The sequence below is a fragment of the Caballeronia sp. genome (assembly GCF_028292365.1).
GTDB lineage: Bacteria > Pseudomonadota > Gammaproteobacteria > Burkholderiales > Burkholderiaceae > Caballeronia.
In genome coordinates, this window is the sequence record NZ_JAQGMM010000488.1 from 1 (window position 1) to 12,185 (window position 12,185).

The 12,185-nt window shown below is 60.8% G+C and carries 9 protein-coding genes and 1 pseudogene; 8 read left to right on the forward strand and 2 right to left on the reverse strand.

Features of this window, described 5'->3' with window-relative positions; genetic code table 11:
* Both JWR14_RS28350 and JWR14_RS28355 read right to left on the reverse strand, forming a co-directional pair.
* Positions 1-380, reverse strand: a pseudogene (locus tag JWR14_RS28350) (benzoyl-CoA-dihydrodiol lyase); the annotation flags it as partial.
* Positions 381-489: 109 nt separating this feature from the next.
* Positions 490-1,425 carry a helix-turn-helix transcriptional regulator gene (locus JWR14_RS28355; protein WP_299715575.1) on the reverse strand — a complete coding sequence of 312 codons (936 nt, stop codon included), beginning with the start codon at positions 1,423-1,425 and terminating at the stop codon, positions 490-492.
* A 169-nt stretch (positions 1,426-1,594) separates the two neighbouring features.
* Here JWR14_RS28355 and JWR14_RS28360 point away from each other — a divergent pair, with 169 nt between their 5' ends.
* The 8 genes from JWR14_RS28360 to JWR14_RS28395 all read left to right on the forward strand — a co-directional run.
* Positions 1,595-2,068, forward strand: coding sequence for a DUF4863 family protein (locus JWR14_RS28360; RefSeq protein WP_299715578.1), 474 nt, complete (start codon positions 1,595-1,597; stop codon positions 2,066-2,068).
* A gap of 42 nt (positions 2,069-2,110) precedes the next feature.
* Positions 2,111-3,706, forward strand: a complete 1,596-nt coding sequence (locus JWR14_RS28365) for a 3,4-dehydroadipyl-CoA semialdehyde dehydrogenase (protein WP_299715581.1) — start codon at positions 2,111-2,113, stop codon at positions 3,704-3,706.
* 140 nt (positions 3,707-3,846) lie between these two features.
* Entirely contained in the window at positions 3,847-5,448 is a 1,602-nt protein-coding gene (locus JWR14_RS28370; protein WP_299715583.1) for a benzoate-CoA ligase family protein, read from the forward strand.
* 31 nt (positions 5,449-5,479) lie between these two features.
* On the forward strand, positions 5,480-6,334 hold the full coding sequence (locus JWR14_RS28375; RefSeq protein ID WP_299715586.1) for an alpha/beta hydrolase: 855 nt from the start codon (positions 5,480-5,482) through the stop codon (positions 6,332-6,334).
* Between the two features lie 78 nt (positions 6,335-6,412).
* Positions 6,413-7,663, forward strand: a complete 1,251-nt coding sequence (locus JWR14_RS28380) for a divalent metal cation transporter (protein WP_299715589.1) — start codon at positions 6,413-6,415, stop codon at positions 7,661-7,663.
* A gap of 390 nt (positions 7,664-8,053) precedes the next feature.
* Positions 8,054-9,025, forward strand: coding sequence for a ferritin-like domain-containing protein (locus JWR14_RS28385; RefSeq protein WP_299715592.1), 972 nt, complete (start codon positions 8,054-8,056; stop codon positions 9,023-9,025).
* Between the two features lie 651 nt (positions 9,026-9,676).
* On the forward strand, positions 9,677-11,425 hold the full coding sequence (locus JWR14_RS28390) for an ABC transporter permease subunit (protein ID WP_299715595.1): 1,749 nt from the start codon (positions 9,677-9,679) through the stop codon (positions 11,423-11,425).
* A 17-nt stretch (positions 11,426-11,442) separates the two neighbouring features.
* The coding region (locus tag JWR14_RS28395; RefSeq protein ID WP_299715599.1) for an ABC transporter ATP-binding protein at positions 11,443-12,185 on the forward strand (743 nt) is incomplete at its 3' end.

Sequence of the window (12,185 nt, forward strand, 5' to 3'; positions counted from 1 at the left end):
AGCATGAAAATGTTGGCGCCCGAGCAGAACACACGGTCCTTGAGGCTCGTCACCACCACCGTGCGCACTTCCGGATGCTCGAAACGCACACGCTGTAAAGCGTCGTGCAATTCGATATCGACACCCAGATCGTACGAGTTGAGTTTCAGCTTGTAGCCGTCGCGAATACCACCGTCTTCGGCAATGTTGATGCCCAGCGTCGCCACGGCGCCGTCGAACGTCAGCGACCAGTGTTTGTAACGAGCCGGCTCCGTGCGGTAATCGACGCGCTGGCCGGCCGGCGCCGCGACGGTCTCGGTTAGTACTGCGGTGGCGGCCAATGGGCCTGCGGAGGCCGTGCCGTTGACGCCTGCCTGCTCTGCTGATTGCGCGACTGCCATGGATGTCTCCTTCGTACACTGGATAGGATATGTGTACGATAGTGCATCTCATGTTTGACATCAAGCATTTTAATGCTCTTATCGGGTTAGTGCGGAGTTCGGACCCTTGCTACTCAGATGCAATTCGCGCCGCCAACCTGTCCCGCAGCGATAAATAGCATTCCGCCAGCGACTTTCCGCTGGTATCAAAGGTCATGTCGGCGCGGCCGTACAGCTCGCTGCGACCGGCCAGGATGCGCTTCAGGTCATCCATGGATTCCTTGTTGCCTGACATTGGCCGGAAATCTCCCTGGGCCACCACACGACGCATGTGGTCCTCAGGCGTAGCCTGGAGCCATACGGTAAAACAGTGCGTCAGCAACGCGTTCAGGGTCGCCGGTTCGGACACCAGGCCACCCGGCGACGCAATCACCGCACGCGGATGCTCCTGGATCACCGCCTCCAGCGCTCGATGCTCGTATCGACGGTAAGCCGTTGCTCCATATAGCGCGTGGATCTCCGACGGCGGACAGCCGGCCAATTGAGCGATCACGCGGTTGATCTCGACGAACGGCACTTTCAGTTCGTCGGCAAGCATGCGGCCGAGCGTCGATTTACCCGCGCCGCGCAAGCCGATCAGCGCAATTCTTTCCAGCCGGTGAGGGTCCTGCGGCGCCGTGGCAAGCATCTCCTCCAGTGCGATCCGGGCGCGCTTGAGCGTGTCGTGATCGCGGCCGCTCAATAACTCCCGGATGCGCAGCCAGTCAGGCGTCAGCGTGGTTTCATCCCCCACGATTTCTGCCAAGGTGCAGTTTAATGCTTTCATGAGCTGCCGGAGAAACAGCACGGAAGCATTGCCGACACCTGATTCCAGGTTCGCCAGATAGCGCTCCGACACGTCAGCCTCTTTCGCCAACGCTTTTCTCGTCAGCCCGCGTCGCGCGCGCATCAACCGAACACGCTCACCCATCCCGACCAGGAAAGGATCGCGGCCCTCGCGTCCTTTTTCGACGTCAGCAGCCGAATCCCCGCCTTCAATGGGTTGTAAAACGGCGGTTTGCTTCATATCCACGGCTCTCAATGAGTAATTTATATGTACTATAGTGCTTGACACGCACTGTGTTGCAAGCTAAGTTTAATGCACCCAGTGCGCAGAAGCTGGCCTGTCGCCGCGGGTTGTCGCGAAGATCGGCACGGCCAGCGGCGAACAGCGCTTTGGCGCGACGGAGATACGCATGTCCCCCAACGAGTTCCAGGGTCTTATTGCGCGAGTGACGGCGAGGATCGCGTCCCGGCCGCTCGATGCAGAGCTTGAAGCGTGGTTGAACGCCGAGTATGCGGCAGGCAGCACTGGATATACCGAACTCGCGAGCGCGTGCCGCACTGGCGTGCAGGAAGGCTGGCTTGCCGACCGCGAGGGCGGCGGGATTCGTTACGGACGCATCTTCAAAGCCCTGCCCGATACCCACGGCTTTTCCGTCGATGTCGTGCAGATGAACAATATCGCCGGTCCCCACCATGTGCATCCGAACGGAGAGATTGACCTGATCATGCCGCTGACTGAAGGCGCGACGTTCGATGGCCATGCCGCCGGCTGGCGCGTGTACGGGCCAGGCAGTGCACATTGGCCGACCGTGGCCGGCGGCAGCGCGCTCGTGCTTTATCTGTTGCCCGAGGGAGCTATCGAATTCACGACGCACGCGGCTTGATCAAGTGCGTCGACTCAATCAATTACCACCAAGGGCCTTTGAATGGCTGAGTTATTAAGCAACTACGTCGCGGGCGAATGGATCGCGGGCAACGGTGACGGCACGACGCTCACCGACCCGGTCACCGGAGAAGCGCTAGTCCGCGTGTCCAGCGATGGACTCGATCTTTGCGCCGCCTTTGACTACGCGCGCACGTCCGGCGGCGCGGCATTGCGCGGCTTGACCTACACCGCACGCGCTGCGCTGCTCTCGGAAGTCGTGAAGCTTCTGCAAGCACGACGCGATGACTACTACGCCATTTCACTCGCGAATTCGGGAACGACGAAGAACGATTCGGCCGTCGATATCGACGGCGGCATTTTCACGCTTTCTTATTACGCGAAACTGGGCGCCACACTGGGCGACGTGCACGCATTGCGTGACGGCTCGCCCGTGAGTCTTAGCCGCGATGAGAGTTTCAAGTCGCAGCACCTACTCACGCCTACGCGTGGCGTCGCGCTATTCATCAACGCGTTCAATTTTCCGTCCTGGGGCCTGTGGGAGAAGGCGGCGCCCGCGCTGCTCTCGGGCGTGCCGGTCATCGTCAAGCCCGCTACCGCGACGGCGTGGCTGACGCAACGCATGGTGGCCGATGTCGTCGATGCCGGCATCCTGCCGGCCGGCGCGTTGTCGGTGATCTGCGGCAGTTCGGCGGGCCTGCTCGACCAGATCGAAACGTTCGACGTTGTGTCGTTCACCGGCTCCGCCGCGACCGCCGCGACGCTGCGCGCCCATCCTGCATTCGTCGTGCGCGGCGCCCGGCTCAACGTGGAAGCTGACAGCCTCAACAGTGCCATCCTTGCAGCCGATGCGGCGCCGGGCACTGCCGCGTTCGACTTGTTCATCAAGGAAGTCGTCCGCGAGATGACAGTCAAGTCAGGTCAGAAATGCACGGCTATCCGGCGCGCGTTCGTGCCGAAGCAGCACTTGGGCGCAGCGGCCGACGCGCTCTCCGCCAAGCTCGCAGGCGTGAGCGTGGGCAACCCGCGCAACGAGTCCGTGCGCATGGGTTCGCTTGTCAACCGCGAACAATACGACGCGGTTCGTGCGGGCATCGCGTCTTTGCGCGAAGAAGCGCGCCTGGCCTTCGATGGTTCGCAGGTTCAGCTCGTCGATGCCGATCCGGCTATTGCCGCGTGTATCGCGCCGCATCTGTTCGTGATCGACGACGCAAGCCGCGCGGTACATGTGCACGATGTCGAAGTGTTCGGTCCCGTGGCGACACTGTGCGGTTATGAAATCGCGACCGATGCTTCGCGACTCGAAGAATCTCAAGCGGTTGAACTCGCGCGGCGTGGCCAGGGCTCGCTTGTCGCTTCCGTGTATTCGAACGACGACACACGCCTTGCTCGCATTGCGCTGGAACTCGCCGATACGCACGGCCGCGTCCATGCCATCTCGCCCTCGGTCGCGCAGAGTCAGACAGGTCACGGCAACGTCATGCCAATGTCACTGCATGGCGGTCCGGGACGCGCCGGAGGCGGTGAGGAACTCGGCGGAGTTCGCGCCCTGAATTTTTATCATCGCCGTGCGGCAATCCAGGGACCGGCTGCTTCTATCGAAGCGCTCACGGACTTGACCGGCACATACGAAAATTGAAGTAAAGCGCTAACGATTAGCGGCCGGCGTTCAACCCGTCACCGGCTTGCGATGATCTGCGCATCGAACAAAACTGAACGCATGGCGCACGGCACCCGTCCGGCGCATAGGCGTCGCCCCATTATCAGGAAGGAGACACCATGGACGCCACTATTGCGCCGCCCGCGACCGCCGGAAAGCCGGCCGCCGATGCGCCGCCGGTCAAATTCAACTTCGCGACGCATCTGTTCGCGCTGAACGAAGCGCGGGCGCAAAAAGTTGCGTACATAGACGATGACGGATCCACTACGTATGGTGAATTAGCGGATCAGGCGCGCCGCTTTGCTTCGGTGCTGAACGCGCTGGGCATTCATCCCGAAGAGCGCATCCTGCTGGTCATGCTCGACAGCGTAGACCTGCCTGTCGCGTTCCTTGGTGCGTTATATGCGGGCGCAGTGCCCGTTGTCGCGAATACCTTGCTGACGTCGACGGACTACACCTACATGCTCGATCATAGCCGGGCGCGCGCGGTCATTGTGTCGGGGACGCTACAGAGGACCGTGGCGCAAGCGCTCGCAGATACCTCCAACGAAGGCTGCGCGCTGATCGTTTCTCACGCGCAAGACGACTGTCGTCAGGGCGAACGCATATTCAAGCGCTTGTTGTCAGATGCAGAACCCCAGCGCATTCCTTTCTTAAGCAATGCCGATGGAATTGCGTTCTGGTTATATTCATCGGGGTCGACGGGCAAACCCAAAGGCGCCGTTCATACGCATGCGAACCTGTACTGGACCGCGGAACTCTATGCGAAGCAAGTACTGGGGATCCGTGAAGACGATACCGTATTTTCCGCAGCCAAGCTGTTCTTCGCTTATGGATTGGGCAACGCGCTGACCTTCCCTCTTTCGGTAGGCGCAACGGCAGTCCTCATGGCCGAGCGGCCCACGCCGGCGGCCGTCTTCGCACGCCTCACGCAATACAAGCCAACCATTTTCTGCGGCGTGCCCACGCTCTACGCCAACATGCTTGCTTCGCCCGCCATGCCGGCGCGCGCCGATATGCGCTTGCGGATGTGCACCTCAGCGGGAGAAGCGTTGCCACGCGAGATCGGCGAGCATTTTGCGGCTCATGCGGGCTGCGAGATTCTCGACGGTATCGGCTCTACAGAAATGCTGCACATCTTCTTGTCGAATCGGGCGGGTCATGTCGCGTACGGGACAACCGGCACGGCGGTACCGGGTTATGAAGTTGAACTGCGCGACGAAAATGGCCATCCAGTGCCGGATGGCGAAATCGGCGACCTGTACATTCGGGGCCCAAGCGCCGCGCTCATGTACTGGTGCAACCGCGAGAAATCCCGGGCAACGTTTCTTGGCGACTGGCTCAGGAGCGGGGATAAATATCGTCGATTGCCCGACGGGAACCATGTCTACGAAGGCCGCGGCGATGACATGCTGAAAGTAAGCGGCCAGTATGTGTCTCCTGTCGAAGTCGAGATGGTCCTGATGCAGCACCGTGACGTTCTCGAAGCGGCGGTTGTCGGTATTACGCGCGATGGCCTCGTCAAAACGCGTGCGTTCGTCGTGGTCAAACCCGGCGTAGCGGCAACGGACGAACTCGCCGTGGAACTCAAGGCGTTCGTCAAGGCGAGAATGGCGCCTCACAAATACCCGCGCGAGATCCTGTTCGCTGACGATCTGCCGAAAACCGCGACTGGTAAGATCCAGAGGTTCAAACTACGCGAACCGGCACTCGACGCGTGAGCGTTTCCCCTTCATTGGCAGGCTTCAATTCATGGACCGATTAGACCAACACACCGCTGTAATCTGCGTGGCCGATCTGCCCGCCACGGACGACCGGGAATCGCTTTGTCTCGAGTATCAATGGTTGAATGCCGACCAGACCAATGCGCCTGTCGCCGTTTTCCTGCATGAAGGACTCGGCTCCATTTCCATGTGGAAGGACTGGCCGCAGAAGCTATGCGAGCAACTGGGCTTTCGTGGCCTCGTCTATTCGCGGCCGGGTTATGGCGGCTCGACTCCCCGTGCAGCGGACGTGAAATGGCCGGTCGATTTCATGCAAAGGCAGGCTCATGACGTTCTGCCGGCGTTGCTCGACGTTCTTGACATAGACAGCACCGAGCGTGCCCGGATGTGGGTCATCGGCCATAGCGACGGTGGTTCTATCGCGTTGCTTTATGCAGCGGCCTTCCCTGATGCATTGGCTGGCGTGATTGCCATTGCGCCGCATGTGTTCGTTGAAGATGTGTCGGTCGAGGCGATCTCGCAGGCCACCACTCTATACACGCAAGGCGATTTGCGGGTCAGGTTGTCGCGTTATCACGCCGATGTGGATTCAGCGTTCTACGGGTGGAACGATATCTGGCTGAATCCCGAATTCAGGCACTGGAACATCACAGACCTGCTGCCTTCCATCCGGTGCCCGCTGCTCGCTGTGCAAGGACATGACGACGAGTACGCAACGATGGCGCAGATCGACGTCATTGCGTCGCGCGTGCCGCACGCACAGCTTGTCAAGCTGCCAGCGTGCGGACATTCTCCGCACCGCCAGTGTCCCGCCATGCTCGATGCCTCGATCGCGGCATTCGTCGCGAGTATCAGAAGCTCAGTTACGAGCACGGATCGCTGAAGGACGCACAGACTTGGGAAAACCGAAATCTCGATACAATCGGTCATCCCCTACCCTCTGCGCAATCTTTCAAAACGCATGACTGGTTCCTCGCTGCTCAAACCGAAGGTTTCACCCAGTCTGCGTTGGCTCACCCTGTGGGGACCGGGCCTGCTCGTCATGCTCGCCGATTGCGACGCCGGCAACGTGGTGACGGCGGCGCAAAGCGGCGCGCAATGGGGAGCGCAGCTACTGCTGGTTCTGCTTGCGCTCATCCCCCTGCTTTATATGGTCCAGGAACTTACCGTGCGGCTGGGTATTTTCACCGGGCAGGGTCATGGCGAACTGGTCCGCTCGCACTTCGGTCCTGGATGGGCATGGGTCTCGGCAGGCGGGTTAGGCGTTGCCGTCCTCGGCTCACTGGTGACCGAGTTCACAGGGGTCGCCGGCATAGGAGAGATGTTCGGCGTCGCACGGTCCGTCACGTTGCCGCTCGCCGCCGCATTCCTGGTGGGGATCGTGTTCACCGGTTCGCATAAGCGCGTGGACAAGTTCGCCATCGTCATTGGCGCTTTCGAACTGTCATTCTTCGCGGTCGCCTGGCATGCCCATCCGGACATCCCGGGCATGTTCCGGCAGATGACTCAGCTCCCGCTCTCCAACCCTCATTACGGTTATCTCGCGGCTGCATTGATTGGCGCGACCTTCAACCCGTGGATGATCTTCTATCAGCAGGCCGCGGTCGCCGATAAAAAACTCAGTGCCCAGGATTATTCCGCAGCCCGGATCGAAACGGCCGCCGGTGCGATTCTCACGCAATTGCTCACGGCAGCAGTGCTTGTCGCGGTGGCGGCAACGCTGTCGAGAGAGGGTCAGCAGCATGCTTTTCAGAGCGTAGGTGAAATCAGCGATGTCCTCACAATGGCGGCAGGACCGCGCGTCGGCCGTTTTCTGTTTAGCGTGGGTGTGCTCGGAGCATCGATGGTGGCAGCCATTGTCTGCTCGCTGTCGCTGGCGTGGGGGCTGGGTGAAGTGGCGGGATACAAGCGCTCGCTCGAGGACCGGCCTGGGAGTGCGCCATGGTTCTATGGTGTGTATGTGGCCGCGGTTGTTGGCAGCGCGACCATCGTGTGGCTGGCGCCCAACCTCATTTCGCTGAACGTCGCCGCACAAGTTGTCAACGCGCTGATGCTGCCCTTGGTAGTGGGCTTGCTGATTGCGCTCAGCGTGAGTGCGCTGCCAATGCAGCATCGGCCTCGCGGCGTCTACCTGTGGCTTGTATGCGGTATTGCTGCGCTGGTGTCCGCGGCCGGCATTCTGGGTGCAGGTTTGAGCCTTTTTTCTCGATAGGCACCTGCGCTATTTCGTATCAATCCCCGGCGCGATTAGGACGTCGGTATTGAATGCCGGATCATGTCTTTACAGCCCGTCAAAATGACCCTCTGAAAAGTCTTGCTGTCTTCCATCGGGTAATCACTTGAAATCTTTTTGATCGCGCGCGCATCCGTATTGCGGTCGACATGCGTATCCACCCGTACGTGACATGAGAGGCGCCGAATCAGCGCTGCTGCTCTGCGTCATGCTTCGTCACGAGTTCGTAATTCGTAATTCGTAGTTCGCGTTTGACACAGGCGCCCGCCTGGCGCTTCGTCGTCTGCTGTCCGCTGCTTTTCCGTCTCTGGATTTCATCGGGCGCAGTCGCCGTATTGCTTAGTTTACAGAACGGTTCAAGGAGATGTCATGTCAGAAGACTCAAAGGTCATGGATGTACTCGTGCAGCGCGCCGGCAAGCTGGCAAAGCGCAGGCAGTTCTTCCGGAGCGCAGGAGGCGTCGGTCTTGGACTGATCGGCGGAACGATCCTTGGTGCATGCGGTGGCGGCTCCTCGGGCGCATCGGCGCAAACTAGCGGCCCGACCGATCCGGAAATACTCAACTTCGCCCTCAACCTCGAATATCTCGAAGCAACGTTCTATGCGTATGCGACTACCGGCGCGGGCCTCTCAGCTAGTCTGGTCAGTGGCGCGGGCACGCCGGGAACGGTTATCCCTGGCCATGCAGTGACGTTCTCCGACCCGGTGGTCCAGGCCTATGCGAACGAAATTGCGAAAGACGAACTCGAACACGTCACGTTCCTGCGCACGGCGCTCGGTGCGTCGGCGGTAGCCATGCCGGCTCTCGACGTCGGTTACCAGAATCCGAACGGGGCGTTCTCCAAAGCGGCGCAGGCGGCCGGACTGGTTCCTGCGGGCACGGTCTTCGACCCCTATCTGAACGACGAAACCTTCTTGCTCGCCGCCTTCATTTTTGAGGACGTAGGCGTGACGGCCTATAAAGGCGCAGCGCCGCTGATCACGAACAAGACCTATCTGGAAGCCGCCGCCGGCATTCTGGCAGCAGAGGCTTATCACGCCGGACTTGTGCGCACGGTGCTTTATTCGAAAGGTATTGCTAACCCGGCGCTCGGTCTCATCGCGTCGGCGAATGCAATCTCCGCTGCGCGCGCCTCGCTCGACAACGTGGGTACCGACGATCAAGGCATTTCAGGAGCAACGGCAGGCAGCTCGAACATCGTGCCGCTCGATTCCAACGGCCTCGCGTTCAGCCGCGGTTACCCGAATGTCCTGAACATCGTCTACCTGACGAGTGCTGCAGTCACGCAGGGCGGCTTCTTCCCGGCGGGCGTCAACGGCGATCTGCACATGAGCGCCTGATCGCTGGAGGGAATATTTTGGCTTCACCGCGCTGGATTCTACCGCTTGTTTGTGGTGGGAATCAGCGCGGTTTTTTATGCCTGGATGAGTGAAATGAAGTCTTTATAAAAAAGCATAACTAACTTTTTCGATCGACATGGCATGGGACCGCATCGTGCCCTGAGTAGAGCCCAGGCATCCGTAAGGGAAACGAAACTTCCACTACGCATCAGCCTTCAAACAGCCAACAGGCACCTTCATCCGCACAAGCATCAAGCAAATTCTGACCTGACTTTCAGGTACTCCGCTGCGGCGTTCACATGCGCATGATCAACAACCGACGACGCTTTCAGCCTCAGGCCACCGGAAAAAATGAACAAGTTACGCCCTGCGAGGTTGTGCCTGAAACACGCTTTGGTGTAGTGTCGGGCCGTCCTGAAAGAACGGTCGAAATTACCCGGACAAATCATGTCCGGACCCGTCGCGTGCACGCTTCTCACCTAGCCGCGTTCCTTAACATTCAAAGCTTACAGTTCACGTTTTTATCGCGGCTTGGTCGCATGCCGATGCGTTCGTGGATCTGCGTCGGTGAATCAATGCATGGCGGCATTCAAGGCTCGAATCTCGAAGGGCACGCCGTCATGTTTTCAAGCATAGCTGTTCGGAGAATATATGGACTTCGGATTCAACCTGAACCGCACGGCTAATGCGTCTGCCTGGCGGCTCTTGCCTAATCGATGGGACTTCGTTGCGTTCCCCCTGATCATCTGCCTGATTGCGATGGCCGCCATCGGCTTCCATCAGACCATGGCGCCGATCGCAACCCTCAAGACGCAAGCGATCTCGCTCGCACCATCGAACCTGCCTGAATACGCGCTGCGCACAACATTGCGGATGCTCGCCGCCATGATCGCTTCGCTGGTCTTCACGCTTATCTACGGCACCCTTGCGGCCAAGAGCCGTCGTGCAGAAAAGGTGCTGGTACCGATCCTGGACATCCTCCAGTCAGTTCCTGTTCTGGGCTATATCTCGTTCACGGTCACGTTCTTCATCGCGTTGTTCCCAACACGCGTGGCGGGCGCCGAATGCGCGGCGATCTTCGCCATCTTCACGAGCCAGGCGTGGAACATGACGTTCAGTTTCTACCAGTCGTTGCGCACGACGCCACGGGACCTGGAGGAAGTCGCCCGCAGCTTCCACCTGACTGCATGGCAACGGTTCTGGAAACTTGAGGTTCCCTTCTCAATGCCGGGCCTCATCTGGAACATGATGATGTCAATGTCCGGCGGCTGGTTCTTCGTGGTTGCCTCTGAGGCAATCACGGTCGGCAACAATACAATCACGCTGCCGGGCATAGGCGCATACCTCGCGCAGGCGATCACCGAAAAGAACATGGGTGCGGTTGGCTGGGTCATTCTCACGATGACCATCGTGATCCTTGGCTACGACCAACTGCTGTTTCGTCCGCTCGTTGCCTGGGCCGACAAGTTCCGCATGGAAACAACCAGTTCTGGCGTTGCGCCGGAGTCGTGGGTGCTCGGCCTGGTTCGACGCACGCATCTGATTCACCGCTTGCTCGTGCCGGCCGGCTGGGTCTTCGCTACCGCTGCACGCGTCCCGCTAAGGCTGCCCTCGTTCGATCGCGCGAATTTGCGCATGACGAAGCGCAAGGCGCCGTCCCGTATCGGCGACATCGTCTGGAGCATCGTAGTCATCGCAGTCACGCTTTATGTGGTCTGGCGCGTGGTCAGCTATGTGCGCACCGGAGTGGATCTCCACGAGGTTGGCCACGTGCTCGTGCTTGGCCTGATCACGTTGCTGCGCGTGGCGGTCCTGATCGCGATCTCGTCGCTGATCTGGGTCCCGCTCGGCGTGATGATCGGATTGCGGCCCGCGCTCGCCGAGAAAGTGCAGCCGCTCGCGCAGTTCCTGGCGGCCTTTCCGGCGAACCTTTTGTTCCCCATCTTCGTGATCGTGATTGTCCGTTTTCACCTGAACCCGGATATCTGGTTGTCGCCGCTCATCGTGCTCGGCACGCAGTGGTACATCCTGTTCAACGTGATCGCCGGGGCCTCCAGCGTGCCGACCGAGCTGCGCTATGCGGCGCAAAACCTGGGCGTGACCGGCTGGCTCAAGTGGAAGCGCTACCTGCTGCCGGCCGTATTTCCGAGCGTGGTCACCGGGGCCATCACCGCCAGCGGCGGCTCGTGGAACGCCAGCATCGTGGCCGAGTACGTGACCTGGGGCGACACGAAACTCGAAGCGTCCGGCCTGGGCAGCTACATCGCCCACATGACGGCCACGGGAGACTTTCCGCGCATCGCACTCGGCATCGGCGTGATGTGCGTGTTCGTGATGGGCCTGAACCACTTCGTCTGGCGGCGGCTGTATCGGCTGGCCGAAGACCGGATGCACTTCTAGGGGAGACGCGGTTGAACATCATCGAACTGAGCCAGGTCGGCAAGTCGTTCCGCTCGGCCGACGGCCGCACGCGGGCGGTGCTCGACGCGGTCGACTTCACGCTGCGCGAGGGCGAGATCGTGGCGCTGCTCGGCCAGTCGGGCTCGGGCAAGAGCACGCTGCTGCGCGTGATGGCGGGCCTGGTGCCGGCCGATTCAGGCGAGGTGCGCTACCGCGGCCAGCCGCTGTACGGCCCGGCGCACGCCATCAGCATGGTGTTCCAGTCGTTCGCGCTGTTCCCGTGGCTGACCGTGCAGCAGAACATCGAGCTGGGCCTGGAGGCGCGCGGCATGGCGCCGGCGGCGCGGGCCGAGAAGGCGCGAGGCGCCATCGAGTTGATCGGCCTCACCGGCTTCGAAGGCGCGTTGCCGCGCGAGCTGTCGGGCGGCATGCGGCAACGGGTGGGCATCGCACGGGCGCTGGTGACGGAGCCCGACGTGCTGTTGATGGACGAGGCGTTCTCGGCGCTCGACGTGCTGACCGGCGAACGGCTGCGCGAAGACATTCTCGAGCTGTGGGGCAGTGGCGCGATGCCGACCAAGGCGATCCTCGTGGTGTCGCACGGCATCGAGGAGGCGGTGGTGATGTCGGACCGGGTGCTGGTGTTCTCGAGCGACCCGGGGCGCGTGCGCTTCCAGCTCGCCATCGACCTGCCGCGCCCGCGTGACCCCGACAGCGCCGAGGTGCGCTCGCTGATCGACCAGGTGTATGCGCTGATGAC